Raw genomic sequence first — 25,984 nt, 5'->3', positions numbered from 1 at the left:
GGCGTGTGCGGCGGCGAAGGGCGTGTAGGTGACGGAACAAGTTGATGGCGGCGCGGTGTGGGAGCCGGGGGATCCAGACACGATCGTATTGGGGGATAACCTCGAGGTCTTGCGGCAGCTACCGGATGAGAGTTTCCGGCTGATCTATGTGGACCCGCCGTTCAATACGGGCCGTAAGCAGACCAGGCAGTCGCTGCGTACTCAGCGAGCGGGTGCGGATGAGGTGGGGGACCGCGTCGGTTTTGGAGGGCATTCGTATGTGACCTTACGCGGGGCGGCGTTGGCTTATGACGATGCGTTTGCACAGTATTGGGATTTTCTGGGCCCGCGGCTCGCGGAAGCGTACCGGTTGTTGAGCCCGGACGGGACGTTGTATGTGCACCTGGATTACCGGGAGGTGCATTACGCGAAGGTTTTATTGGATGGCTTGTTCGGGCGTGAGGGGTTCCTGAACGAGATCATTTGGGCTTATGACTATGGGGCGCGCACCACTAAACGATGGCCCGCTAAGCACGACAACATCCTGGTGTATGTCAAGGATCCGGCGCGGTACTGGTTTGATTCCGATGAGGTTGACCGTGAACCGTATATGGCGCCTGGGTTGGTGACTCAGGAGAAGCGGGAACGCGGGAAGCTACCTACCGACGTGTGGTGGCACACGATCGTCTCTCCGATGGGTAAAGAGAAAACGGGGTATCCCACGCAGAAGCCGTTGGGTGTTTTGCGGCGTATTGTCGCGGCGAGCTCCAAGCCGGGCGATACGGTTCTGGATTTCTTTGGCGGTTCCGGAACGACGGGCGCTGCGGCGCGGGAGTTGGGCCGGAAGTTCTTGTTGGTTGACCAGAATCCGGAAGCGATCGAAGTGATGCGCAAGCGGCTCGTGGACACCGCTGAGGAAGGCGCGGTACGCATCGTGACCCTGGACGATTTTTAAGCTATGCGCACCCCAAGAAGTATGGCCGTTTGCTGAGCTGAAGATAGGTCTGAACTTACAAATATCCCCAGATTTTCGCCCCTGTCCGAGATCACGGACACGCCTGGCGTTATGCCTGTTTCGGGTGCTATAGATGATGGCTGTGCTGCGAACTTTTGTGAAGGGGAACAACTGTGGCGATCTCTAAACGCCTTGCTGGCGCGATTACCGCTGGCGTATTGATTGGTGGGGTGGCATTCGGCGGAATCGCCATTGCCGTTTCGAATGGGAACTCGCCTGCTGCGAACACGCAGAAGGCTGACGCTCAGCCGTCGGAGAATGATCTGGTTGAGGCCAAGGAAACACTGGCGGAGGAGACTTCCGCTGAGGAAGCCTCCGAGGCCCAGGCTCAGCGCACCGAGGCGAAGAAGAGCCCGGATGCCGCCGATGATGCCAAGGACGGCGACGCGGCGGAGGGTTCTGAGAAGGCCACTGGGGAAAAGGCTGAGAAAAAGTCTGAGGGCAACGCTGCGAAGAAGTCTGATGAACCGCAGTCGAGTGCCGGTACAACCCAGCAGTCTACGAGCAAGCCGAAGGCCCAGCGTGGCGCTACATGCGATGCGGCTGAGGGTAAGTCTGCGGTAGCTGCCGCGCAGAAGAAGCTCGATAACGCACGTGCGGCGCAGAACTCGCGCCAGGCTTCTGTGGGTGCCGCGCAGAAGAGCGCGCAGCAGGCCATCCAGGACGAGAAGCTGGGTACCGCCGGTTTCTTCCGTTGGCTTGGCGCTCAAAAGAACGATGCTGATGCGAATCGCGCCTACCAGTTGCTGACCACCGGCGGGTACACGGACGCCAAAGGCAAGAAGCACAACTTCAACAACAAGACCGACCAAGCGGGCAAGTTCCTCGCAAAGACCGAACTGAACAAGCCGGGTGACGCCACGACCTTGAAGAACCTCAAGGCCACGTTGCGGCACATCGACCGTGGTAACGCTTTGCGCAGTAGCGACGAGGTCTTCCCGGGCGGGGGTAGCCTGAAGATCAACTCACTACTGATGGCGGGTTCCCAGGTTCAGACCAACGCCTCCCACGCGCATATGGGCCACCGGGGCCACATTGTCCCTGCCGAGAACCTCTCGTGGGGAAGCAGTGACCCGTTCAAGGGCTGGTACAGCAAGGAAAAAGAGCTGTACAAGAAGAATAAGAAGGCTGCGTTCCACGACGTCGGGCACTACCTGAACCTCACGGACCGCCGGTACACGGTGACGGGCTTCGCGGTTGTCGATAAGCCGGGAACCACCTACCGCATCGCGCATGGCCAGGTTTTCGATACCAAGAACTACATGAACGCTGACCGCAACGCACCGTCCTACACCACGGGCGAGTACGCCGCGTTGATCTCCGCGTACGAGAACTATCTTGTGAGCGGCAAGGGCAAGGTCGCTGAAGCTCAGAAGGCGCTGAGCGCGGCTCAGGCCGATGTGGCTGCCGCAGAGAAGTCCCTCAAGGCGGCCAAGGCAGCGGCTTCGAAGGACTGCTAGAGGTTCCGAGGGCTGCTAGCGGTTCTGAGAGCGCTAAAGATTTCGAGGGGTGCCAGATAAGCGCAGAGTCTGCTGGAATATTGAAGACCTATATGTAGGGTTTCGAGAGGGCTTCCAGCATGTCTATGAGTTTTGAACACACCACCTTGGGGCAGCGTGTGCTGTTCGGTACAGGCCAGGCCGCCGAACACTTGGCGGCCGAGCTTGAACAGCTGGGCGCGTCCCGTCCTATGGTGATCGCCGGCGAATTCGAAACCGAACTCGCTAAGGCAGCAACCGCTAAGGTCACCCCCGCCGTGTGGTGGGATGAGGTGGTGATGCACGTTCCGGTTGAGGTTGCTGAACGTGCACGCGCCGCGGCCGATGAGGCGGATGCGGATGTTCTGGTTTCGGTGGGTGGCGGCTCCACGACCGGGCTTGCGAAGGCTGTCGCGTTGACGACCGGGATCCCTGTGATCGCGATCCCGACCACGTATGCAGGTTCTGAGGCGACCAACGTGTGGGGGCTGACCGAGGACCGCACCAAGACCACGGGTGTGGACGATAAGGTTCTGCCGCTCACGGTCATCTATGACGCCGAGCTGTCTAAGACCCTGCCGGTGGAGATGTCGGTCGCGTCTGGTTTGAACGGTATGGCGCACTGCGTGGATTCACTGTGGGCTCCGCGCACTGACCCGATCAACCAGGCGCTTGCGCTTGAGGGTGCGCGTGCGTTGGCGTTGGCTCTGCGTGGGATTGTGGCCGATGCCGATGACATGGATGCGCGCGAGCAGGCCCTCTACGGCTGTTATTTGGCGGCGGTGTCTTTCGCTGGCGCGGGCTCTGGTCTGCATCACAAGATCTGCCACGTGCTGGGTGGAACGTTCGATCTGCCGCACGCCCAAACCCACGCGACCGTGTTGTCTTATGTTTTGGAGCTCAACGCCCCAGCGGTGCCGGAGCTTGCCGGCCGCTTGGCGGCGGCACTCGGCGGAGAAGTGTCGGGTGACCCGGCAGCCGCCGCGGTGAATGCTCTGCGTGAGTTGTATGAGGCAGTGGATGCGCCGTCCCGTTTGGCTGACTACGGCTTCACAGCCCAAGGCATTCCGGAGGCCGTGGAGCGCGTGCTCAAGGCGGCCCCGGCATCGAACCCTGTGGCTGTAACCGAACAGAACATGACCGAGCTTCTGACCGCGGCCCTGAACGGCGACCACACCCAGAGTGAGGCAGCCGAGCAGGGAAGAACAGCCAGCCGGAACCCCGACGCCGAACGGCCGCGACCTAGGCGATAAGACCTGGACGAAGGCCCGTTTCGACATCATGCTTGCGGAAAGCACGGGGGATGGCGACTAGGGGCGGCGCCGCGGCAAGTGCAACGCCGGCGCACGTGCAGGATCACGTGATGCGCGCTAGCTGACGGTGTGTGCCCGGGGCGTATGTGAGCTACGCCCCGGGCACAACCGTTTTCGCGACGTACGCGTGTTCAAGGTCTCTAAACTAGTGGCTCATGGAACGTACTGAGGGTTTTCTTCCCGAATCTGCCGAGCTGTCCGGCGGTGGTGTGGTGCTACGTCATTTCCGAGCTGACGATGTGGACGATCTTTTAGCCACATGCCAAGACCCTGCGGTGGTCGAGTGGACGCGGGTGCCGCTGGACTATACCCGCGAGATGGCGCTGGAATGGTGCACCCAGTTGCCGGGAACGCGTTGGGTTATCACCGTCCCCGACGGGCCAGAGTGCGGCCGGTTGATGGGGCAGATCGAGCTACGAGTCCACAACGAACACCATGTTTCTTTGGGCTACATGACCGCCCCGTGGGCGCGTGGACGCGGCCTCATGACGGAGGCTGTCCGGTTGGTGACGGCATGGGCTCTGGAGCGCGGGGCCGCCCGGGTCGAACTGTGTGTTCACCCGGGCAACCGCGCCTCCCGCAGGGTCGCAGAGAAAGCCGGATTCACTTACGAAGGCGTTCGCCGCAACGGCGAAGTTCTGCGCGGTGAGGTCCGCGACCTAGCTGTGTACTCCGCGATCCCCTAAGAGCCGCGGCCTGCGCCCCTTCGGCAGGCCTACTCAGCAGCCGCCGTCGCCTCCGGCAGGCCTACTGTTCGGCGTCGTATTCAGCGAGGGCCTCTTTCGCGGTCTTGAAAGCGACGTTGGCGGCCGGTACCGAGCAGTAGATCGCGGTCTGCAGCAGGATTTCCTTGATCTCCTCGACGGTGACCCCGTTGCGGCGGGCGGCCTTGACGTGCATCGCGAGCTCTTCCCAGTAACCGCCAGCGACCATCGCGGTCAGGGTCACGGCCGAACGCATGCGCCGATCCAGGCCAGGGCGGGTCCAGATGGTGCCCCACGCATACTTGCTGATGAGGTCCTGGAAGTCCTCGCTGAACTCGTCCTTATTCGCGTTCGCGCGGTCCACGTGCGCATCGGAGAGCACCTCGCGGCGCACCTTCATGCCGTTATCGAAAACTTCCTGCAACGTCGCGTCACCGTTCTTCGCCACGCCATCCTGGGCCGTACCACCGTTGGATGCCGCACCGTTCTTGCCAGCGCTGAGGAAGTGCTCGCGCAGGGCGGCCGCGGTCTCTTCCGGCTTCTCGAGTGGTGCCTGGTGGGCGGCGTCGTCGATGATCACGGCGGTAGCGTTCGGGACGTTGGCGGCGATGAATTCGATGTCTTCCGGTGGGCACACCGGGTCCACCGCGCCACCCATAGCGAGAACCGGGATCTTGATCTGACCCAAACGGTCACGCACGTCGTAGCCGGCCAAACCGAGGCATGTGTATGCGTAGGAGAACCGGTCAGCGTTCTGCAGGGTGTGCAGCAGGTTGGTGGTCCGCTCCGGATGCTCCTCGATGAAGCCTGGGGCGAACCAGCGCTGCGCGGAACCGGTCACCATCGTCGGGGTACCCGCCCGAGAGACCAGGTCGGCGCGTTCCTGCCACGCTTCGGCGGTGCCGAGCTTAGCTGCCGAGCAGATCGGTGCGACCGCAGCGAACTTATCGCCGTGCTTCAGGGCGAGCTCGAGCGCAACCGCGCCGGAGACGGAAACCCCGGCGAAGAAAACCTTCCGGCCGCTAGCGGCCTGTTCGGCGATGATCTCAGCGGCGGCGTCCCCGAGTTCTTCGAGGGTGAATTCGTCCGATGCGGCAGGTGAGCGGCCGTGCCCTGGCAGATCGTAGCCGATCACTTCGAAATCGGTAGCGAGTTCTTCGGCACACAGGTTCCAGAGCGCCTCGACGCCCGTACCTAGACCCGGCCCTACCAACAGGAGGGGCTTGTTTTCGTCGGCTTCGGTGAGTTGGACGGCAACGATGTTCGGTGCACTCATGAATGACTCCAGTCAATATAGGTCGAGGTGATCTGGTCAACGAGCATGGCGGCATCCCCCGTATAGGCCGAAGGGTCCAGCAAGTTGTTCAGTTCTGATTCGGTCACAACTTCCGCCGGCAACTCCGCCAGCAAGAGAGGTTTCAGTTGGGTTTCCCCGGCCGCGGACGCACCTTCGGTGAGCGCGCGCGAGATCAGACCCTGCAGGTACTTCTTGCCTTGCCCCGCATCGGCAACACCGTGCTCTTCGAGCCGCGGCGCAAGATGCGCGACCATGCGTTCGGTCGCCAGCAGCTCACCGTGGCGGGCCAAGTTCTGTGCCATACGGTCCGGGAAAACACGCAGGCCAGAGACCAGCTCGTGCGTCTTCTCTACTGCCGCACCACTGGTGCGCACGAGTCCACGCAGCGCCTCCCATTCGGTGTGCCAGCCGCCATCGGCGCGTTCCTCCACGTTGGCCACCGCCCCGGTATAGACCTGGGCGAGCAGCTGCGGGGCGGTGAGGGCCGCGTTCTTGATGAGCACGGACAAAACCGGGTTCTGCTTATGCGGCATCGCTGAGGAGATCCCGCGGCCGGCGGCGAGAGGCTCGCCGAGCTCGCCGTTCTCGCTACGCACGCTGATCAGCACGTCGTTGGCGATCTTGCCGCACGCAGCCGCCACCTGCGCGAACGAGTCCGCCTGCACCAGAACCGGAATCCGGTTCGCTTGCCACGGCGGCGGGTTCTGCAGACCCAGCTTGTTCGCGAGGTTAGCCACCAGCTCATCGGCGGTGACGGTGGTGTTGGTTCGGGTCAGGAAGTCTTGGAGGGAGGCCCGCGTGCCTGCGGCACCGCCCCATTGCAGGGCGGTTTGTGTCAGTGTTTGTTCGAGGTTCTGGCCTGCTTGGGCGAGGGCTTGGAGCCAGTGGGTGACCCGCCACCCGAAGGTGGCCGGCAGCGAGTGTTGGGTCAGGGAGCGGGCCACCATCGGGGTGTCCCGGTACTCTCGGGCCAGGTCCACGAGCGCGGCCGCCGCACTCCTGATGGTCGCCAACGTCTGCTCTCCGGCACGCTTGATGATCAGCATCATCGCGGTGTCCATGATGTCTTGGCTCGTGGCGCCAATGTGGATGCTCGATGCCGCCGCTGGGTTCGTTTCCGCTACGTTGGCTCGGTAGGCGCCCAGCAGGGGGATGAGCGGGTTGCCGCCGCCCACACCTTCAGCGGCGATCGCGGCTAGATCGTAATCGTCAGCGTCAGCGGCGTCGGTGATCGCACCGAGGTGTTCTTGCGGGATGAGCCCCGCCTCAGCCAGCACGGCAGACCACGCGTGTTCGACATCGAGCAGGGCCTGAACGAACGCGTGATCACTCGTGATCGCGGCCGCCTGGCTGCCGGCCCACGCGGGGCTGAGCACTCCGTAATCGCCGTGCAGCACGCGCATCACTCCTCACATCAGGTAGCTCGTATTGTGAGCTGGTTGATTACTTCTAACACTAGTATGTCCGCCCACGGCAGACGTAGGCGGACAGTACTAGTGTTTATTCGAGGCCCCGGTTTACTATGGCCCTTGCTTTATTGGAACCCGGAGGCAGTGTTACTTACCGGCGGCAGTGTTTTTACCGCGGCAGTGTCTCTTACCGGGGGAGCGGGGTTCTAGTTTTCGTTGACCGGGTAATCGATACCTGGGAACTGGAAGAACACCGTTTCCTTCTCACCCTGCAAGTGGATGTCGAAGTGCAGGGACCCGTCCTCACCGCGGGTGGCGATGAGCGTCTTGCGGCGCTCCTCATCCAGGGACTGCAACACCGGGTCATTCGCGAGCGCTTCTTCATCTTCTGGCAGGTAGATGCGGGTGTGCAGCTTGTTCAGCAGCCCGCGCGCGAACACGACAACCGCAATGAAAGCGGCCTTGCCTTCTTCGGTAGGGCCCGGGTTCACGGTCGAGAACGTGTAGGTTCCGACGTTGTCGACAATTCCGCGACCCCAACCAGTGAACGTGAAGCCATCACGCACCAGCGAGCCGTCCTTCTGCACGATGTTGCCGTCCTCGTCGGCCTGCCAGATCTCCAGCATCGCGTCCGGGATCGGGTCGCCCGCGCCGTCGTAAACCGTGCCCGTCAGGCGGACAGCCTTCGCGTGGCCCGGCGGAACAAGGTTCTGGCCATCCCACCACGGCAAGTGAACCTGCTCGTGAGGGTGCGCGTAACCGAAGAACGGGCCGATCGTCTGGCCGGGGGTAGGTACAAGCTTCTCTTTAGGCATGGTCGTCTCCGTCCTCCATCCAGGTCCGGTTGGAACCGGTAAGGATGATGTCCCATTGGTATCCGGTGTTCCATTCGTGGCTGGTCACGGAGTGGTCATAGTTAGCGACCAGGCGGTCGCGAGCCTTCTGGTCAGTGATCGCCTGATAGATCGGGTCCAGCGAGAACAGCGGATCCCCCGGGAAGTACATCTGGGTGATCATGCGCTGCGTGAAGTCCGTACCGAACAGCGAGAAGTGCACGTGCGCCGGACGCCACGCGTTGTGGTGGTTCTTCCACGGGTACGGTGCCGGCTTGATGGTCGTGAACTCGTAGGAGCCGTCCTGGCCGGTGATGGCGCGGCCGATGCCGGTGAAGTTCGGGTCGATCGGCGCCGGATGCTGATCCCGCTTATGCACGTACCGGCCCGCAGCGTTGGCCTGCCAGATTTCAATCAGCTGGCCACGCACCGGGCGGCCGTCGCCATCGAGGACCTTGCCGCGGATCTTGATGCGCTCGCCGATAGGTTCGCCATTGCCCTGGATGGTGAGGTCGGCTTCGAGCGGGTGAACGTCGCGGTGGCCGAACGCCGGGGACCACAGTTCGATGGTTTCCGGGTCAGCGTGGTGCATGTTCTTGGTTGGGTGGCGCAGCAGCGAGGACCGGTACGGCGGGAAGTTCACCCGTGGCTGGGTTTCTTCCTTGGCTGGGTCTGCCTTTTTGGCGGCCTCGTAGCTGGCGTGGATGTCTGCCATCTCTTGGCTGATCTGCTCTTGCGAGTCGCTGGAGGCCAGCGGGTCAAGCACGGGCAAGTTTTCCTCTGCCATGTTTTGCTCCTTCTCTCGTCTTAGTTCCAGACCGTAAGCGGTGAGCCTGGGGCGTGGATTCAGTCTTCGTGTGGCCAGCCGGTGTAGGACTCAGCGAGATAGGCCTGCCCGTACTTGCAGCTGACGACGGTGTTCAGCTCGCCGAGTGCACGCTTGGCTTCGAACGGGTTGGCGTCCTTGCGGGTGTGCAGCATCTGGGTCATCCAGAACGAGAAGTTCTGGGCCTTCCATACGCGCTTGAGGGCCTTCTCGGAGTAGCCTTCCAGGCCCTCATTGTTGCCGTCGATGAAGTAGGCCTTCAAAGCGTCGAAGAGCACGCGGACGTCAGCGAAGGCGAGGTTGAGGCCCTTCGCACCGGTTGGTGGGACGGTGTGCCCGGCGTCGCCAGCGAGGAACATGTTGCCGTAACGCATCGGCTCGCACACGTAGGACCGGAACTTCAGAACGACCTTTTCGAAGATCGGGCCGCGCTTGAGCTGGAAGCCGTCCGGGCCGTCAACGCGGCGCTGCAGTTCAGCCCAGATGCGTTCCTCATCCCATTCGTCCACGTTCTCTTCTGGGTCGCACTGGAAGTACATGCGCTGCACGTCTTCGTTGCGCTGGGAGATCAGGGCGAAGCCGTGTGGGGAGTTCGCGTAGATCAGCTCTGGTGCGCTCGGTGGGGCTTCGGTGAGGATGCCGAACCAAGCGAACGGGTACTCGATGAAGTTATCGGTGCGTTTCTCTTGTGGGATGGACCACTTGCAGATGCCCTGGGAGCCGTCGGTACCGACGAGGATGTCGCAGTGGATCTCGTGTTCGCCGCCCTCGGTGTCGGTGTAGCGGATCTTAGGGGTGTCCGTCAGGTGATCGAGGACCTCGGTGACCTCGCACGAGAAACGGACGTCGCCGCCATCGCGTTTGCGAGCTGCGGCCAGGTCAACGAAAACCTCGTTCTGCGGGTAGAGCCATACGGTCGCGTCGATGAGTTCTTTGAAGTTGATGCGGTGGGAGACCCCGCCGAAGCGCAGGTCGATGCCTTCGTGCTCGTAGCCGTGGGTCTTCACGCGGGAGTCCACGCCGGTTTCGGTCAGCATCTTCACGGCACCGGTTTCGAGAATACCGGCGCGGTGGGTGTTGGCGATGGTTTCGTGATCGCGTTTTTCGATCACGATGTTCTCGATGCCCTGCTGGGAGAGCAGGTGGGAGAGCATGAGGCCGGCTGGGCCGCCACCTACGATGCCGACTTTGGTTTTCTCAATGGTTGGTGCCACGAAGTTAGCTCCTGGGAATAACGGAAGAGTGGGAGAGTCAGATCTGCGCGGGCCAAGTAGTGGCGCCGGGCAGTGTCTTTCTGTAGTTCTACTAGTGTGATCTAGTAGACACAAACTTCAATAGTCGTTTTCATTGAATGAAAATTCGTGTGGGTCGTTATGGGTCGTTACGGGTTGTCTTCAGGCTCCGGCGCTGATATCGCGCGGGTCAGGCCGCGGCTCGCCGCCAAAAGCACGGGTACGAGTGCGGCGCGTTGTTCGAAATCGATGGGAACCACAACACCGATGGACGCGATCACCTTGGAGCGCTCACGCCCGGTGAGCGCCGCGAAGACGGGCACGGCTGCGCCCGCGGTGTCGTAATCGATGACCCCGTCCAGTTGCGCGTAACCGCGTTGGCGGATCGCCGCCAACGTGCTGCGCAGGTTCCCGGTATTCGAGTACGCGATGTTTCCGGCCTCCGGATGCTGTTGCACGTAGGCGTCGATGACGGCCGAAGGCTGGAATGCCAGCATCGACAGCCCGAGCGAGACCTGATGGATCGGCATGCGGCCCGCGATGGTGGCCTGGTTGACCACCGAGTTACGGGAGGACAACCGCTCCAAAACGAGCACCTCATCGCCCTCTAGCACCGCTAGCTGGGTGTGCTGGCGGAACACCGCCTGGACGTCATCGAGGAAAGGCATCGCCGCAACCCGCAAGTCACGCGCGGGTGAGGAACGGGAAGCCAGCTCCCACAGCCGCATACCGAGGCTGATGTTGCCGTCCGCGTCTTTGCGCAACAGGTCCGTGGCACACATCTGATTGACCAGCCGGTAGCACGTAGCCAGCGGGATCTCGGCGCGGCTGGCTAGGGACGCGACCGAGAGCAAAGAACGGTCCGCATCGAAAGCAGAGAGGATCCGGATGATCCTCTCCAGCATCGAATCCCCGGAGGGAGAATTAGCCATGCTTTGTAGGCCTAGTGGCCGAACTCGTCGGCGTCGAGGCGTGGAGGATCGTTGCGGTTGAGGGCGTCGATCGCCTCGATCTCAGCGGGGGTCAGTTCAAAGTTGAGGGCGGCCAGGTTCTCTGCTTGGCGTTCCGGGTTGGATGAACGTGGGACGGCGATGCGGCCATGCTGCAGATGCCAACGCAGGATCACTTGGGCGGGGGTTTTGCCGTGTTCTTGCCCGATGCGGGTCAGCGTTGCGTCTTCGAGTAGTTCGCCGCCTCGCCCGAGGGGCGAGTAGGCCGCAGTCAGCACGTTGTGCTGGGTGTTGAGTTCTTGGATCTCGATCTGAGCGCCGTAGGGGTTGACGGAAATCTGGTTGACCTGCGGGGCCAGGCCCGCATCGAGCACTTTCTGGAGGTGGTGTGGCTTGAAGTTGGAGACACCCCAGTTGCGGATTTTGCCTTCCGTGCGGAGGTCTTCGAGGCCTTGGCAGGCTTCAACGTAGCGGTCTTGGTCCGGGTTGGGCCAGTGCACCAGGTACAGGTCGACGGTGTCGACGCCTAAGCGTGAGAGGGTGGCTTCGAGTGCTTGGCGGACTTCGTTGCGGCCGTGCCATTTCTTCTGGAATTTGGTGGTCAGATAGACCTCGTCCCGGTCGAGGCCGCTCGCGCGCAGGCCTGCCCCTACTGCTTCTTCGTTTTCGTAGGCTTCGGCGGTGTCGATGTGCCGGTAGCCGAGCTCGAGGGCGTGGCGGACCGCTTCAGTGGCTTCCGCGCCTTGGAGCGGCCACGTTCCGAACGCGAGCGCGGGGATCAATGTTCCGTTGGCGGTGGTCAATTCCATGAGAGGGCCTCCGTTCGCGTGTGTCTCGGTTCACATTCGATCATAAAGGCCGAACCCAGAGCGAGAACAGGGTGCCCACTTCAATGGGCGACATATTAATAAGTATGAGGAAGCCGCCGCTGACAACCAGATGGTTGTCAGCGGCGGCAGTGCGGCTGGGTTGCGCTGCATGTATGCCTAGCGCAGCGTCGCGTCAATCTAGCCCAGCGTTGAATCAACGTTGTTTTGATTCAACCCAGCACGGTTTAGTTCAGCAGGCCCTGCTGAGCGGCGGCCTATTTAGCGGCGGGTACGGGCGCGTCGAGGCCGAGCTTGCGGCGGTCGCGCTGCTGGTTGATGCCGAGGCAGCCGATGATGCCGGCGATGACCATCATCGCGCCGGTCAGGAGGAACGAGTTCTCGTAGCCGATCGCCTCGGTTGCTGCCGCGCTGACGAGAAGCCCGACGATCGCTGGGGCTAGCAGGCCGCCCGAGGTCAGGAATGCGTTAGTGATCTGCAGTACGGCGCCGCGCTGGGCGATGCTCGTCGTCTCAGCGGCGACGAGGTAGGTGACAGCGAACAAGGCTGGGGCGGTACCGAACCCGAAGGTGAAGAACACCAGCGCAAGCGTCGGGTTGTGTGCCCACGTGCCCGCCAGGACCATGATGCCGGAGAAGGCTGCTGCAAGGCCGAGCACCCAGCCGCGGGAGAAGCGGGTGGCGATTCCGCGGTTGCCGAGGTATTCGGTGAGCCAGCTCAAGCCGACCGTGCAGATGGTTCCCCAGATCGCTGGCAGCGCGATCATCGAGCCGGCTTTCTGGGTGGACATTCCGTACACGGTTTCGAAGTATGCCGGCAGCCAGGTCATTGCCACGGTGAAGGTCCAGTAACCCAGGAAGGAACACAGGACGGCGAGCAGCCAGCTCGGTGTCAGGAAGGACTTGAGGTATTTGACCTTCGAGTCAGTAGCGATGGTGGTTTCGTTAGGGGTGGTGCCTTCGATGCGGTGCTCGGCCTCAACCGAGGTGTAGGGGCCTTCTTTGCCCATGAAGAGCCAGAGAACAGCCCAGACAACACCGATGACGGCTACGAAAACGAAGGCTGCTTTCCAGCCGTGCGCGGCGGTGATCCACGCGATGACTGGTGCGAAAGCGACGATGCCGAGGGTCACGCCAGCCGAAGCCAGTGCCGCTGGGGTCGCGGAACGCTTGGCAGGGAACCACTTATAGACGGCGTGCATCGTGATCGGGGCCAGCGGGCCTTCGCCGGCACCGAGCAGGAGGCGGCTGATCCACAGTGCCGGTAGGGATGCGAACAGGATGACTGGAACCTGGGAGAGCGACCAAACCAGGCACAACACGAGCAGGATCCATTTGGCTTGGATCCGGTTTGCGATAGGTGCTGCCACGAACTGGGCTACACCGAAGAGCATGAAGACGGCGCTACCCAACAGGCCGAACTGTGCCGGCGTGATACCCAGATCACGCATCAAAGGCATCGCGACGATGCCGAGGATCGCTTTATCAGCCCAGCTGATCATCATCAGGATCAGCAACATGACTGCGATGGACCAGCCGTAAGCGTTGCGTTTGCGTGCGGTCCAGTTGGCAGGGTCCGAGGCATCGAGAGGAGGGAGCGTATTCACCTCGACTTTTTTCGCATCGATTGACATGTCTTTCCTATCTCTACTTTTGGGCAGGGGGTGATAACCCGCACGGCTCGCGCAGGCTGTGATGGGGTGAGGGAAAGGTTTACTTAGCGGCGCTGATCTCTACTGGCAGCGATTCGAAACCGCGAAGTACGTTGTGCAGGATCGGTTGTGGTTCTCCTGCCAGGGAGATGGTCTCGACGTGTTCCAGCATTTGCTGCAACACGATTTCCATTTCTAGTCGCGCAATCGGCTGGCCGACGCACTGGTGCAGGCCCATACCGAAAGCGACGTGTCCAGAGGACGTTCTGTCCAGGCTGAACTTGGTTGCGTCTGAGCCCCACTTCTCCGGGTCACGGTTAGCGGCACCCAAGAACACGAGCACTTTAGTCCCGGCCGGAAGGTCCACTCCGCCCAGTGTCGTGTCAGTGCTGACAGTTCGGTGGAACTTCTGGAACGGCGATTCCAGGCGCAGCGCCTCATCGATCGCGAACTTCGCTAGATGCGGCTGCTTGCGTAGCTCTTGCCAGGCTTCCGGTTCGCCGGCGAGCACGGAGAGAACGTTGCCGATCCCGAAGATGGTGGTGTCCACTCCCGCAGACAGTAACGCACGCACCAGCAGGGTTGCCTGCTGCTCGGTAATCAGCCCATCCTCGACGCGTTCCCAAATCTTGGCGCCGAAACCGCCGGGGGAGAGGGACTCGTGCTCGCAGGCCTTCATCACGACCGCGGAGTGTTCATCCGCGTGCGCGAAGGCTTGTTCGTAGATGTAGTTCTCCGGGCCGAAAGCGTTGAAAACCATGTTGCCGTACGGCAGAAGATGCTCGCGTCCCCCTTCCGGAATACCCACCGCGTCTGGGAAGACCCGGATGGGGTAGAGCTCAGCGAGGTCCTTGATCGCATCGAAATGGGTACGATGCGCAAGTTCGGAAACCAGTTCCGCCGCTGGCGGGGTGAACGGTTCACGCAGCTTACGTACCGTGCCAGGGTTGATGACCCCGGTCAGCGCTCGCCGCATGAGCGTGTGGATGGGTGGGTCGGATTCGAGGATGCTTGGCGGGCGCCAACCCTCGTCTTTGCGGATGTCGCGAGGGCCGAGGCCGCCGGAGGAAACGTAGGTCTCGAAGTCCTTGAGCACCTCATAGACCTCTTCATAACCGGTGATCGCGTAGATCCCGGTGGCTTCGAGGTAGCTGACCGGCCCAGCTGCTGCGAGCCGTTCCAGGAAGGGGTAAGGGTCCAGCAGCGCTGATTCGCTGTAGGGGTCTTCGGTGAAAACAGGTACGTTCTCTAACGTCTTCATTGCTCTACTCCCAAGGTTTAGAAAGCCAGCACAGGGTTTACAGGTCTAGAACGAGTCGGTTGCAGCCGGCCGCTGCACGTGAAACGCACACCATCATGACGTCGCCGGCGTCCTTGTCTTCCTGGGTGAGTGCGGCATCGCGGTGTTCAACCTCACCTGAGATGATGCGGGTTTCACACGTACCGCACAGGCCAGCGCGGCAACTGGAAAGCACCCGGGTGCCGTTTTCCTCCATGACCTCGAGAACGGACTTCTCAGGCGGAACAGTGAACTCTTTACCGCTGCGGGCAAGCTCCACAGAGAACGGATCCTGATTTCCGGCCGCACCCAGCGTGCCGGCAACAAACCGTTCGGTGTGCAACGAGCCTGGAGGCCAACCCATGCAGAAATCCTCGATCGCTTCCAGCATCCCGCCCGGGCCGCACGCATAAATCAGCATGTGAGCCCGCGGCAGAGCGAGGATGCTTTCCAGATCCAGGCGACCCCGGCCATCCTCATCGAAAATATGCACCTTCTCGGTGCCGTACTGCTCCTCCAGCTGCTCAACTAGCGCCATCGATGCCCGGCTGCGGCCGCCGTAGTACAGCTGCCATTCCCGGCCCTGCTCCTCAACCTGCTGGATCATCGAAACCAGAGGCGTGATGCCGATGCCGCCGGCCACGAACATGTACTTACGGGAATCAACCAGAGGGAAGTTATTCCGCGGCGCTGAGATGCTGAGGCGCTCGCCGGCGCGCAGGTTGTCGTGGATCCATTCGGAGCCGCCGCGTGAATCGAGGGTCCGCAGCACGCCAACGCGTAGCTGGGTCAAATCATCCATGGGTGACCACAGGGAGTACTGCCGGATCAGACCATTACCTAGATGCAAGTCGATGTGGGAGCCCGGAGTCCAGTGCGGGAACTCTTGGCCATCGCGGCGGCGCAGCACGAGTGACAGAACGCCCTCAGCAATGTCATCGACTTCGTCAACCACAACGTCGATGAGTTCTGGGGTTACTTCGGTAGCTGTGGGTGTCACTATGAGCTCACTCCTAGAACAAGCCTCGTGGGTCAGTGGGGAACAAGATTCGTCGGGGCTACCCCTTGATACGCGGGGTGGCGGTTACTCGTGAAGCAACCCTAGGACCAGTTGTGTCACGCATCACAAAACATTCCATCCAATGGAAACACCGGTGTGGTGTTGCGGTTCGCCGCCTGGAGCCATGCTTTCCGGCTAATGGAAGATCTAACCTGTTGATGAGTCAAGGTGTGCATGATTGTCGGAATAAGATAAGGCAATCAGCGGTATTGAAGGTGGGGCCATGACAACGATGCGCAGGCAGAGTTCTTCTCACAGTGAGACTGTTTCATGGCTGTGCATAGTCCTGATGGGCATCATCAGTGCCGTCCACATTTGGAAGTTGCCGCCTTCCCTGGATTCGCTGAGCTCAGAGCTCGGCATCGAGCTGGTGCAAGCGGGAATCCTCATCGGCATCATCCAGGTGGCCAGCATCATTGGTGGCTTGCCAACGGCGTGGATGGGGGAGCGGCTTGGGCTACGCAGGGTCATCCTCGCAGGGATGGTCCTGTTGAGCTTCGGCTCCATACTGGGCGCGCTGGCGTCCTCGCCCGCGATGATCTTCATTTCGCGGGCCGTCGAGGGGATCGGCTTCCTGTTTTGCGTGGTCTTGGGGCCAGCGCTACTTCGGGATCGGTTCGAACCGCCGCACGTGCATCGGGCTTTGACTGCGTGGGCGACCTTTCAGGGGCTTGCGGCGTTCATCGGTTTCACGGTGGGTACGTTCGTGGTTCCGGAGTTCGGTTGGCGGCCGATGTGGATTGGCGCGGCCTGCATCACCGTGCTTTTGATCCCGTTCGTGATCTTCCTGGTGCCGAAAGACCCGGCGGGCAGCGTCGGCGATGCGGCCGCGTCCGGTGCAACCAAGACGTGGCAGCTGGTGCGCGTCACCATATCCAGGCCAGGGCCGTGGCTGGCCGGCGCCATTTTCGCGTGCTACAGCATCCAGTGGATGGCGGTTCTGGGCTTCTTGCCGCGTATCTATGAGCAGTACGGGATCCAGCAACCGGGCGCAGGGCTCATGTCCGCGTTCGTGGGTGGGGTCAACATCGTCGGCGCTCTGGGGGCTGGCGTGCTGGCGCACAAGGGCGTGAAGGAAAAGCACCTGCTGGTCGGGGCCTTGGGTGCCATGGCGGTGACGTCGTTCGGGCTTTTCGCGATCCCGTGGCAACAGACATCCCACCCGGCGTTGGCGACGTTCCTCTTCGCGGTCGCGTTCTCCGCGATCGGCGGCGCAGCACCCATGCTGTTGACGCGAATGATCGGCGAGCTAGCCCAACCAAACGGCTCAAGTGCCGTGGTGATGGGGCTCATGCAGCAGATCTTCAACCTCGGAAACTTCCTGGGCCCGTTCCTGATCGCATGGTTCGCGGTCCAAACCGGTGGCTGGGAGAGCTCCTGGATGCTCACAGGGACATTCAGCCTGCTCGGCATTGTGGGCACCATGATCTTGCTGAAAGAGAAGCCTGAACGCGAGGGCTAGTCGCCGACTTCGAGTGTTCGAGAGATGCCACGCGCCGCGATCTTCAACACGGGCACCACGTTGCCGATGGGCGCCATCGCATCCTGGGTCACGATCCCCAGCCCTGCGATGATGTGCCCGGTGGCCGGCGAGAAAACCGGCACCGCGATCGCGAAGTTGTTCTCCCCACTTTCCCGTTGCGTGGTCGCGAATCCTTGCGAACGGATCCGGGCGATGTGCTGGATCAGCTCGGTTTTCCGGCCGATCGTGTGGCTCGTGTGCCGAGGTAGCTCCGCCGGTAGATCATCCAGTAGGTGTGGGGAACCGTAGGCGAGCATCAACTTACCGGCCGCGCTCGAATGCAGGTCCATGCGCTCGCCGACCCTGCGGAACGGGGCGCCCGTGTTGGTACCGGAGATGCGTTCCACCAGTAGCACTTCTTGCTGGTCCAGGATGAACAGGTTGACCACGTTGTGGGTCACGAACAGGACGTCCTGCATGTAGGGGGAGGCGACTTCGGCCACATCCCGCTGGGCAGAAGCGAGCAGGCCGATACGCCACAGCTTTTGGCCGATGCGGTAGCGGCCTGATTTCTTTTCCAGGCCGCCCCACATCGTGAGCTCGTTGACGAGCCGGTGCGCGGTCGCCAACGGTAGGTTTGCGCGGCGGGCGATGCCGCTGAGGGATTGTTCCCGTTGCGTGCTGTCGAAGGTGTCGAGGATCCGTAGCGCCCGCGAGGTCACCGAGATGGACGGTGCCTCCGACTTTTGCGTAGTCGAACGGCCGGCCGGGTTGCCTTGCCGCTGCGGTGCACGGTTAGCCATGGTTAGAGGTTTCCGCTCCGGCGGGACGCCACGAGGCCGCCGTCTACGCGGATGTCGGTCCCGTTGACCCAGCGGGCGGAGTCGCTGAGGAGGAATTCGATGACGTCAGCGATCTCGGCTACTTCACCGAATTTGCCGAGCAGTTTTGAGGCGCCTTCGACTTTCTCGCGGCCGTGGTCGGTCTTGAAGTCCTCCAAGATCGGGGTCGATACGGGGCCGGGGCTCACACTGTTGACCCGGACTTTCTGCGGCAGGAGGGAGGTGGCGAGCTTCTCGGTCAGGAGGCGGACGCACTGTTTCGAGAACAGGTAGGACTCATCCTGAACCAGGGCCCACACCTGCTCATCGGCTTTCAGCTCCTCGACGTTTTCGGCCTGCACGGCACGGCTGGCTTGTTCGACGTGGCTGCGCCAGTCAAAGGCCACGGACGAGGCGAGGTTCACGATCCCGGCACCGGTTGCTAGCTGTGGCAACAGCGCCTGGGTGAAGTCGCGCAGGCCGAGCACATTCACAGCCATGACCGCCTCGGCCGGTGCGGTGCCGGGGACGCCCGCGATGTTCGCGAGCCCGTCGATGGGGCCGCCAGCCAGCTCGGCGATCTGCGTGACGCCCGCCTGGATGGATTCGGCTGAAGAGAGATCCAGCTGCACAAAATCCTGGCCTGCATCGGCGTTGGTCTGGCCTGCAGTGCCCGCCTCAGCGTTGGCTTGGGTTGCGGCGCCGGTATCGGCGGGGGTTGGTGGGTTGCGGTCCACGCCGATCACGCGGTGTCCGGCCTCGCGTAGTTGCGCGGCGGTCTGAGCGCCGATTCCGGAGGAAACGCCGGTGACAACAATGGTCTTTTTCATTGGATAGAACCTTTCATGTGAGCTGGATCATGCGTTTGGTTCTATGGTCACCATTCTGCCTCATCAGCGCAGAGTTTTTTCCAATGGTTGGAAAGTTAACGCCATTGGGTGCCCTGAATCTTCCATGATGTAGAGAAATTATGGCGGCGTTGGCGGCGCTAACGCCAATTCCGCCTCTAGCCCCATCCAACTCTAGATCCGTCCACTTCTTACATCCGTCCAGTTCTAGCCCCGAAGGTAGGTACACGTGAGCAGCCACTACGAGGTTCTTGATCCGGCAACATTGGAAGTTGTTGCGCAGGTACCGGAAAACACGGCCGAAGACACGCGGCAGGCAGCGCTCCGTGCCCGTACGGCGTTGCGTGGTTGGCGGCGTGACCGTGGGGCGCGCGCTGAGGCGCTGGTGAAGATCGCGGAGAAGATCGAGGCGAACCTCGATTCTTTGGGTGAGGTGCTCTCGCGTGAGCAGGGTAAGCCGGTTGCTGAGGCGAAGATGGAGTTCGCGGTCGCGGCCGGCCTGTTCCGGTACTACGCAACCTTGGATTGGGATGAGGCGATCAGTCTCCCGGAGCGCGATGGCCGCAACGTCGAGGTCTTGAACCGCCCGGTGGGGGTGGTGGGTACCATCACTCCGTGGAACTTCCCGATCTCCCTGTTGTGCGTCAAGCTGGCGCCCGCGTTGATCGCCGGTTGCACGGTGCTGACGAAACCGGCTCCGACCACCCCGGCTTCAGCTATCGCTTTGATTGAGCTTATGAACACCGTGCTGCCTGAGCACGTTGTGCAGGTCCTGACCGGATCTAACCGCGCCGTGAGCGTTGCGTTGGCTTCCGAGCCGCTCGTCAACAAGATCTCCTACACCGGCTCCACCAAGGTGGGCACCTCGTTGATGCAGCAGGCCGCTGAGAATGTCACCCGCGTGACTATGGAGCTCGGCGGTAATGACGCCGCCATCGTGCTGGAAGATGCCGACATCGAGGTGACCGCACGCGGCATCATCGGCAGTGCTTTCCGAAATGCCGGACAAGTGTGTATGGCGGTCAAGCGCGTTTATGTGCCGGAGGCGCTGCGCGCGGACTTCACTGACGCTGTGCTGGCTGAGGTCAATAAGTTTGTGCTCGGCCACGGAATTGATGCGGCAACCACGCTGGGGCCCATGCATAACGCGAGCCAGCGTGATTATGTGCGGGAACTGGTCGATGCGGCCGCAGCTGACGGCGCGACCGTGCTCGCTGGGCAACAGCGGTGCGAACTTCCGGGCTATTTCCAGACCCCGACCATCGTGGCGGATGCGGAACAGGGCATGCGCATCGTGCGGGAGGAACAATTCGGTGCCGCCTTGCCGATCGTGACGTACAGCTCGGTTGATGAGGCCATCGAGTTCGCGAACGATTCCGAGTTCGGGTTGGGTGCTTCGATCTGGACGCCGGATATGGAGCGGGCACGGCAGCTCGCGCCGGAGCTGGAGGCCGGCACGGTCTGGATTAATCAGCACACAGTTGTTGAGCTGGATGCGCCGTTCGGTGGCTGGAAACAGTCCGGGATTGGCCGCGAGCGCGGCCGTTGGGGCTTGGACGCCTACCTGGAGCCGACCACCGTCAACTGGCGTGCATATCAATAACGTGCACATAACTAAAAGGACATTGACATGAGCGTTGAACTGATCACCCTAGGCACGGCTGCAGGCCCGGCAATCCGCGGGAGCGAACCCGGTATTTGCTCCGCGGTACGGGTAGGGGACAGGTTTTATCTGATCGACTTCGGGCTGGGCTGCACACGAGCCGCCGCCGAAGCCGGGTTGAAAGGCAAGCACTTCACGGCCGGGTTCGTGACTCACCTGCATTCCGACCACGTGGTGGAGCTACCGGGGTTCCTGCTGTGGAACTGGGGTAAACCGGTCGAGGGGTTCACGGAGCCGTTCCGGATTGTGGGGCCAGGTAAGGACCCGCACCGCGAGGGCGGCGAGGACCTGGCCGGGACCGCGGAGCTGGTGGGCAAGACCCTCGAGGGGTTCTCCTACGACATCGACATCCGGATCCAGGATGAGGCCCGCCCCAACCTCCACGAGCTGGTGCAGACCGAGGAAATCACGGTCCCTGAGGAGCCGATATTCCAGGTGTATCGCGATGATGCGGTGACGGTGAACGCGACCCTCGTGGAGCACCCGCCGGTCTACCCGGCGTTCGCGTTCCGCTTCGACACAAACGAAGGCTCCATCGTGTTCTCGGGAGACACCGCTAAATCCGAGGCCCTCGTCGAGCTAGCCCGCGGCGCGGACATTCTGGTGCACGAGGCCGTGAACCTCGACTTCTATAAGGAACAAGGTTTCTCTGGAGCGTTCCTGAACCACCAGGCATGCTCCCACACATCCCCCGCCGATGCGGGCGCGGTGGCGCAGGAAGCCGGCGTGGGCCGCTTGGTGTTGTCCCACCTCGCCGGAGTCGCGACCGAGCAGTGGTGGGCAGAACAAGCCGCAACCCAGTACCACGGCCCCATCTCAGTGGCACGCACAGGCAACCGCTACACGCTCGCCGAGCAGCCGGTGCTCAACTGAGCCGGCTTCCCCAGCTGCCGCTACTCTCCCCGCCGTCTCCTAGCCCTACGCGAGGAAGAAGTGTCGGAGTTCGGCGGCTGTGCGTTCGGGGTCTTCGACGGGGGCGAGGTGGGCCACGTGGTTGAAGGTAACGGCTTTGCCGTGGGGTACGCCGGCGGCGATGGTGGCGCCTTCGCTCGGTGGGCAGACGTGGTCGTGCGCGCCGTTGATGGTGAGTACGGGGATGGTGACGGTGGCGAGATCTGCGCGGACGTCGTAGGTGCCGAGTGCGCGGCAGATGGTGACGTAGGAGGCGAGGTCAGCTTGCCGTAGGTTATCGAGCAGTGCGTCTGACTGGGCGGGGTTTTCGTCGATGAATCCGGGCGCGAACCAGCCTTCGCGGCAGAACGGGACCATGATCTCGGTTCCGTTGGCGGCGGCTGCTTGGGCGCGTTCTTCCCAGGCTTCGGGTTCACCGATTTTCGGTGCCGAGCACACGACTGCGACCGCGGCGAACCGCTCGGGGTGGTGGAGGGCGAGTTCCATGGCTACCCCGCCGGAGATGGAGACGCCGGCGAAGTAGATGCGCCTCTCCGCGGGTTGGTCGGCGACGAGTGCGGCGGCTGCGTCTGCGAGTTCCTTGACGCTGTAGGGATCTGTGTGGGTGGGCGCTCCGGCGTGGCCGGGGAGGTTGTAGCCGATCACTTCGAAATCACTGGCGAGATGTTGTGCGGTGGTGTTCCACAGTTCCTGCACGCCTGTTCCGATTCCGGGACCGACGAGCAGCAGCGGCTTGTTTGCTGCTGGTTCGGTGAGGCGTTGTGTTGTGAGGGCTGGGGCTACCACGGCTGGCTACCTTTCGTTATGCGACTGAATCGGTGCGGCTTGGGGGTCGCGTGGTTGTCGTTGTTCGCTGCGGTTGCTGCTTTAGAGCTCGCCGATGTGGGTGTATTCAACCGCGAAAATGGCCACGAAAGCGCTCCCTTAAAGACTGTCTCAAAACATGCGTGGACTGTTCCTCTCAGGATAGTCCAGGGGGTCACAAGGGAGGTTCTGGGTGGAAGCTATGGCATACAGGGCCGGGGGCTCCTTGTGAACTGATGGCTCCCGCGTTTCTCAGCCGGAGATCCCGCATGCGCGGGGAGCTCTGCAAGTGTTAGTTAGAACCAATCGACGCCAAGCCCTGGGATTTCCCGCGCAACCCTCGCTACAACAATGCGACACCAATCAAGAGACACATAGTGTGGCAGCTCGACACCGGGGAACGCGGTAGCGATGTCGCAGGAGCGCCTCGGCGTGCGGATCGGCCAATCGCGCGGGTGTGTCTCATAGTGCCGTACCAGGCGCGCGACGATCTCGTCGGTGTGGTCTGCTAGATCCCTCATCTCTTCGCCTACGCCCGGGGGTGGGTTATAGCGGCCTCGGTCCCAGTTGCGGGCGGTAGCGGGACCGATATCGAGGTATCGGCTGATTTCAGTGATTGAGTACCCCAGGAGGGTTCGCAGGGTCTTGAATTCCGCTGAGGTGAACAAGCTGTTATCCATGCTTTCCTCTCAATAGGCGAAGGCTCCGGAGCGGATCACCCCGGGGCCTTGCTGGCTTCAACTAGCCGTTACCGCTAATGACGTGTTTCATGAGCACGACCGTGAATGCGGATCATCCCCGCAGGCGCGGGGAACTCTCCTTTAGGGCGCGCGTCTAACCGGCCGTCTTCTTCAAAACTTCATCGTAGATCGCATCGTCAATCAAGCCTTTATCGGCCGCTTCGACAACTTCTTCCCAGGTTCCGTCCATGCTCTCTTCATACTCGCCGTACTCGTTCGCCCAAGGAGTCGGCTTATACGGCCATGCAACCAACTGGCGCACCACCTCGGTACGATCAATAAACCCGGCTGCGTACCGCTGGCACACCTCGTACGGACTGGCCGCCTCGTGGCCCGCCAACACCTCCGGCACCGACGCAGCACGCTGCAACGCCTTCGCCACAGCCGGCTGAGACATACCCAATACCTCGGCCATCTCCCGCTGAGACATGCACCTCGCAGCGGCCTTCAACGTGCGCTTGTAATCCAACGTGTCGACCTCCATCCGTTGCCGCACCCGCAGCAGCTCCGCACGCATATCACCATGACGCGGCCGCTCCACCAACTGGCTCATAACACCCTCCTCAACTCCTCAAGGGAGACTTCCTCCATGCCAATTATAACTTGTGTTATCACGTGGTTTCAAGGGGTTTCCTGGGCCAGAGCACGGTATATGCTGGCGGTGCTGACACCGAGAATGCTGGCCATCTGCGCATAGCTTTTGCCCTCCTGCCGCAGCTGCCGCGCCGTCGCGATCCGGGATCATCCCCGCAGGCGCGGGAAACTCTCCTTTAGGGCGCGCGACTAGTCGGCCAGTTGGTTGAAAACTTCCTCATAGATTGAGTCATCAATCAAACCAAACATGACAGCGTTCTCCACGTCCGTAAACGTACCGGAGGTGTCGCCCTGGACTTCGCCAAATTCATTGAACTTCGGCGTATCGTTGTACGGCCACGCTACCAACTGGCGCACAACTTCTTTGCGGCTAATCAGCCCAGCAGCGTACCGCTGGCACACCTCATGCGGTGACGCGGCTTTGAAGCCCGCAATAGCATCAGGAACCTTTGCGGCACGCTTCAAAGCTGTAGCAATTGCTGGCTGCGATAAGCGCACGATTTCCGCAATTTGTTTCTGTGTCATTTGTTTAGCGGCCACCTTCAGATTCCGCTTATAGTCCAGTAGCGCAACCTCCGATAGCTCTCTGGCGCGCAGTAAATCAGCTGCCATCTCACTATCCCGTGGCGATTCAAGAACCTGGCTCATGACTACCTCCTAAGACGGGAAATCAGAATCCATGCACTTCAATTATAATATGTGTTATAGGCGATTATTAGGGTTATAGGTTCAAAGCTCTATGAATGTTCGCTGCGCTGACACCAAGAATTTTGCCGATCTGTGCGTAGCTTTTCCCTTCCTCGCGCAGCTGCCGTGCCATGGCTGTGCGGTCTGCATCCATGACGGGCGGCCGCCCTCCGATTCTGCCCTGGGCGTGCGCGTGCGCTAATTCCCTGTTGGTGTTCTCCCTGATCATAGAGGCGGGCAGCTGCGCCATAACGGCCATGATGCCCACAATGGCTTCACCCATCGGCGTAGATATGTCCACGTCTAAGAATGGCTCGGTAAGACTTTTGATCCTTACGCCGCGCTCTGCCAGCTCGCGGATAATCTCGATGGTCATTCGTTCTTCGCCTGCGACGCGATCCAGGGCGCGGATGACTAACGTATCCCCCCGGCTGCAATTGTGCCTTGCATGCGAGCCTCTGCGGCCGCGCAGCGGATCATCCCCGCAGGCGCGGGGAACTCTCGCCGGTGACCTGGTTCTCGGTGGTCTCGGCCGGATCATCCCCGCAGGCGCGGGGAACTCCGAAGGCCACGGCACCTTCAAGGAGCGACTGCACGAAGCCAGAAATCACACTATCCGCAAGGTCCTTTGCTACTTCGCCGCCTTTGCAAAAAAATCCCAGAAATCGCATTGTGAATCGGCCATAATTGCACCTACTTCCAATCGGTAAACGTGCTGGGATCGTTTACAATGGCCGAAGCCGGTTCACCGGATGAAAGATCCACCCGCCAATCGTTAGCATTTTCATCCCATAGAAGATCTATACGAATAGAAACATACTGACTGCCCACTGGGGCGATATATTCGATAGAAGCAGCATCATTTGAGCTATGCATAATGCGGTAGCCAGAGATTACGGGGTATTCGAAGTCGTTTTCCAGGGCCATCTGCTGCTCAAAAAGTTGATCGCGTTCTGGTGATTCAACTGCGGCTTCGATGATGCCGGCTCCCGAAAACTCTAGGCTTAGAGTCAATCCTGCAAAAACTGCGCCAGATGGTGTGTGGCTGAAACAACGCCAGAAATCCCCATCCATCTTCGCAGGCCCATGCTCCGCAGATACCGGCAGCAGCATACCCACAGGGTGCCGCTTCCATTCAGCCTCCGGGGCATCGTTCGGGAACGAATTGTCGGTACTTAGCGCAGGGCAATCCCCAGAAGCCGGCTTGGAAGCCGAAGCCGAAGGCGAATTCGAAGGGGAGGGCGGGGACACAGACTCAACTGGTACCGACGGGGCAGCAGCGGTCGGAGCTGTTCCTGGTTCAGAGTTGACGCGGGGGAAGATGACTAGCCCCGCGATCACAATGACCACGATGAAGGCGAGGATACCGCCCCAGAGTTTCCAGCTTCTGCCTAATGGATCAGTTTCAGCCATGAGGATCTTCTCTTTCTCTCAGACGGTTCACCGGTGCTTAGACGAAGACGTTGATGATCGTTCCCGCGCTAATCGCCAGGACGCAGACGATCAGCGAGATGACTAGTCCCTTGAATCCGTTGATTTCCCGTCCAGTGAAGGCCGCGAACGCCAGGAAACGGATCATCCCCGCAGGCGCGGGGAACT

The 25,984-nt window shown here is 61.4% G+C and carries 26 protein-coding genes and 1 pseudogene; 7 read left to right on the top strand and 20 right to left on the bottom strand.

Annotation, left to right across the window (positions count from 1 at the left end):
- Positions 1-28 precede the first annotated feature (28 nt).
- The 4 genes from HMPREF3175_RS06085 to HMPREF3175_RS06070 all read left to right on the top strand — a co-directional run bounded on the left by HMPREF3175_RS06085 (position 29) and on the right by HMPREF3175_RS06070 (position 4,471).
- Positions 29-934, top strand: coding sequence for a DNA-methyltransferase (locus tag HMPREF3175_RS06085; RefSeq protein WP_256174040.1), 906 nt, complete (start codon positions 29-31; stop codon positions 932-934).
- A 173-nt stretch (positions 935-1,107) separates the two neighbouring features.
- Positions 1,108-2,454 (top strand): CAP domain-containing protein, encoded by a 1,347-nt coding sequence (locus HMPREF3175_RS06080; RefSeq protein WP_070491262.1) that lies wholly within the window; start codon positions 1,108-1,110, stop codon positions 2,452-2,454.
- A gap of 119 nt (positions 2,455-2,573) precedes the next feature.
- On the top strand, positions 2,574-3,725 hold the full coding sequence (locus tag HMPREF3175_RS06075; RefSeq protein ID WP_070491260.1) for a maleylacetate reductase: 1,152 nt from the start codon (positions 2,574-2,576) through the stop codon (positions 3,723-3,725).
- A gap of 215 nt (positions 3,726-3,940) precedes the next feature.
- Positions 3,941-4,471 carry a GNAT family N-acetyltransferase gene (locus HMPREF3175_RS06070; protein WP_035755800.1) on the top strand — a complete coding sequence of 177 codons (531 nt, stop codon included), beginning with the start codon at positions 3,941-3,943 and terminating at the stop codon, positions 4,469-4,471.
- A 61-nt stretch (positions 4,472-4,532) separates the two neighbouring features.
- On the opposite strand, the gene pcaC is transcribed toward HMPREF3175_RS06070, so the two are convergent.
- The 11 genes and pseudogenes from pcaC to HMPREF3175_RS06020 form a co-directional block, all read right to left on the bottom strand.
- On the bottom strand, positions 4,533-4,937 hold the full coding sequence (gene pcaC, locus HMPREF3175_RS10510; RefSeq protein ID WP_232219271.1) for a 4-carboxymuconolactone decarboxylase: 405 nt from the start codon (positions 4,935-4,937) through the stop codon (positions 4,533-4,535).
- Positions 4,938-5,018: 81 nt separating this feature from the next.
- Positions 5,019-5,765: pseudogene (locus HMPREF3175_RS10505) on the bottom strand (alpha/beta fold hydrolase); the annotation flags it as partial.
- Positions 5,762-7,183, bottom strand: a complete 1,422-nt coding sequence (locus HMPREF3175_RS06060; RefSeq protein WP_256276298.1) for a lyase family protein — start codon at positions 7,181-7,183, stop codon at positions 5,762-5,764. The pseudogene HMPREF3175_RS10505 and the gene HMPREF3175_RS06060, both read right to left, overlap by 4 nt.
- Positions 7,184-7,401: 218 nt before the next feature.
- A complete protein-coding gene (gene pcaG, locus HMPREF3175_RS06055) occupies positions 7,402-8,010 on the bottom strand; it encodes a protocatechuate 3,4-dioxygenase subunit alpha (protein WP_070491256.1) in 609 nt (202 codons plus the stop codon).
- Positions 8,003-8,815: a protocatechuate 3,4-dioxygenase subunit beta gene (gene pcaH / locus HMPREF3175_RS06050; protein ID WP_070491254.1), complete on the bottom strand. Its 813-nt coding sequence runs from the start codon at positions 8,813-8,815 to the stop codon at positions 8,003-8,005. Before pcaH ends, pcaG begins: the two co-directional genes overlap by 8 nt.
- 59 nt (positions 8,816-8,874) lie before the next feature.
- Positions 8,875-10,068, bottom strand: a complete 1,194-nt coding sequence (locus tag HMPREF3175_RS06045) for a 4-hydroxybenzoate 3-monooxygenase (protein ID WP_070491253.1) — start codon at positions 10,066-10,068, stop codon at positions 8,875-8,877.
- Between the two features lie 167 nt (positions 10,069-10,235).
- Positions 10,236-11,018: an IclR family transcriptional regulator gene (locus HMPREF3175_RS06040; protein ID WP_070491251.1), complete on the bottom strand. Its 783-nt coding sequence runs from the start codon at positions 11,016-11,018 to the stop codon at positions 10,236-10,238.
- An 11-nt stretch (positions 11,019-11,029) separates the two neighbouring features.
- On the bottom strand, positions 11,030-11,845 hold the full coding sequence (locus tag HMPREF3175_RS06035) for an aldo/keto reductase (RefSeq protein ID WP_070491249.1): 816 nt from the start codon (positions 11,843-11,845) through the stop codon (positions 11,030-11,032).
- A 275-nt stretch (positions 11,846-12,120) separates the two neighbouring features.
- Positions 12,121-13,497: an MFS transporter gene (locus tag HMPREF3175_RS06030; protein WP_070491247.1), complete on the bottom strand. Its 1,377-nt coding sequence runs from the start codon at positions 13,495-13,497 to the stop codon at positions 12,121-12,123.
- Between the two features lie 79 nt (positions 13,498-13,576).
- Positions 13,577-14,776 carry a cytochrome P450 gene (locus tag HMPREF3175_RS06025; protein WP_070491245.1) on the bottom strand — a complete coding sequence of 400 codons (1,200 nt, stop codon included), beginning with the start codon at positions 14,774-14,776 and terminating at the stop codon, positions 13,577-13,579.
- Positions 14,777-14,813: 37 nt separating this feature from the next.
- On the bottom strand, positions 14,814-15,794 hold the full coding sequence (locus tag HMPREF3175_RS06020; protein ID WP_070491243.1) for a PDR/VanB family oxidoreductase: 981 nt from the start codon (positions 15,792-15,794) through the stop codon (positions 14,814-14,816).
- Between the two features lie 349 nt (positions 15,795-16,143).
- On the opposite strand from HMPREF3175_RS06020, the gene HMPREF3175_RS06015 reads away from it, so the two are divergent.
- Positions 16,144-17,316, top strand: coding sequence for an MFS transporter (locus HMPREF3175_RS06015; protein ID WP_176745140.1), 1,173 nt, complete (start codon positions 16,144-16,146; stop codon positions 17,314-17,316).
- Here the strand turns inward: HMPREF3175_RS06015 and HMPREF3175_RS06010 are convergent.
- Together HMPREF3175_RS06010 and HMPREF3175_RS06005 are read right to left on the bottom strand one after the other, a co-directional pair.
- On the bottom strand, positions 17,313-18,119 hold the full coding sequence (locus tag HMPREF3175_RS06010) for an IclR family transcriptional regulator (RefSeq protein ID WP_052048398.1): 807 nt from the start codon (positions 18,117-18,119) through the stop codon (positions 17,313-17,315). The genes HMPREF3175_RS06015 and HMPREF3175_RS06010 overlap by 4 nt on opposite strands.
- A 2-nt stretch (positions 18,120-18,121) precedes the next feature.
- Positions 18,122-18,967, bottom strand: a complete 846-nt coding sequence (locus tag HMPREF3175_RS06005) for an SDR family oxidoreductase (protein WP_070491240.1) — start codon at positions 18,965-18,967, stop codon at positions 18,122-18,124.
- Between the two features lie 247 nt (positions 18,968-19,214).
- Here HMPREF3175_RS06005 and HMPREF3175_RS06000 point away from each other — a divergent pair, with 247 nt between their 5' ends.
- Both HMPREF3175_RS06000 and HMPREF3175_RS05995 read left to right on the top strand, forming a co-directional pair.
- The gene (locus tag HMPREF3175_RS06000; RefSeq protein ID WP_070491238.1) at positions 19,215-20,588 is read left to right on the top strand and encodes an aldehyde dehydrogenase family protein; all 1,374 of its coding nucleotides are present in this window, start codon (positions 19,215-19,217) and stop codon (positions 20,586-20,588) included.
- Positions 20,589-20,615: 27 nt separating this feature from the next.
- Positions 20,616-21,521 carry an MBL fold metallo-hydrolase gene (locus tag HMPREF3175_RS05995; protein ID WP_070491236.1) on the top strand — a complete coding sequence of 302 codons (906 nt, stop codon included), beginning with the start codon at positions 20,616-20,618 and terminating at the stop codon, positions 21,519-21,521.
- Positions 21,522-21,566: 45 nt separating this feature from the next.
- Here the strand turns inward: HMPREF3175_RS05995 and HMPREF3175_RS05990 are convergent, their stop codons facing one another.
- The 7 genes from HMPREF3175_RS05990 to HMPREF3175_RS05960 form a co-directional block, all read right to left on the bottom strand.
- The gene (locus HMPREF3175_RS05990; RefSeq protein WP_070491234.1) at positions 21,567-22,346 is read right to left on the bottom strand and encodes an alpha/beta fold hydrolase; all 780 of its coding nucleotides are present in this window, start codon (positions 22,344-22,346) and stop codon (positions 21,567-21,569) included.
- Between the two features lie 314 nt (positions 22,347-22,660).
- On the bottom strand, positions 22,661-23,044 hold the full coding sequence (locus HMPREF3175_RS05980) for a helix-turn-helix domain-containing protein (RefSeq protein WP_070491231.1): 384 nt from the start codon (positions 23,042-23,044) through the stop codon (positions 22,661-22,663).
- A gap of 154 nt (positions 23,045-23,198) precedes the next feature.
- Complete coding sequence (locus tag HMPREF3175_RS05975; protein WP_035755838.1) at positions 23,199-23,657, bottom strand: helix-turn-helix domain-containing protein; 459 nt, start codon at positions 23,655-23,657, stop codon at positions 23,199-23,201.
- 68 nt (positions 23,658-23,725) lie between these two features.
- Positions 23,726-23,839 (bottom strand): helix-turn-helix domain-containing protein, encoded by a 114-nt coding sequence (locus HMPREF3175_RS10645; protein WP_141742486.1) that lies wholly within the window; start codon positions 23,837-23,839, stop codon positions 23,726-23,728.
- 48 nt (positions 23,840-23,887) lie between these two features.
- On the bottom strand, positions 23,888-24,346 hold the full coding sequence (locus tag HMPREF3175_RS05970) for a hypothetical protein (protein WP_035755841.1): 459 nt from the start codon (positions 24,344-24,346) through the stop codon (positions 23,888-23,890).
- 73 nt (positions 24,347-24,419) lie between these two features.
- Complete coding sequence (locus HMPREF3175_RS05965) at positions 24,420-24,926, bottom strand: recombinase family protein (RefSeq protein ID WP_370991834.1); 507 nt, start codon at positions 24,924-24,926, stop codon at positions 24,420-24,422.
- 152 nt (positions 24,927-25,078) lie between these two features.
- Positions 25,079-25,798: a DUF8175 domain-containg protein gene (locus tag HMPREF3175_RS05960; protein ID WP_070491226.1), complete on the bottom strand. Its 720-nt coding sequence runs from the start codon at positions 25,796-25,798 to the stop codon at positions 25,079-25,081.
- Between the last annotated feature and the right edge of the window lie 186 nt (positions 25,799-25,984).

The sequence above is a fragment of the Arthrobacter sp. HMSC08H08 genome (genome assembly GCF_001807575.1).
GTDB lineage: Bacteria > Actinomycetota > Actinomycetes > Actinomycetales > Micrococcaceae > Pseudoglutamicibacter > Pseudoglutamicibacter albus.
Note: the sequence above shows the minus strand (reverse complement) of the source record. Positions and strands in the feature narration are given on the sequence as shown.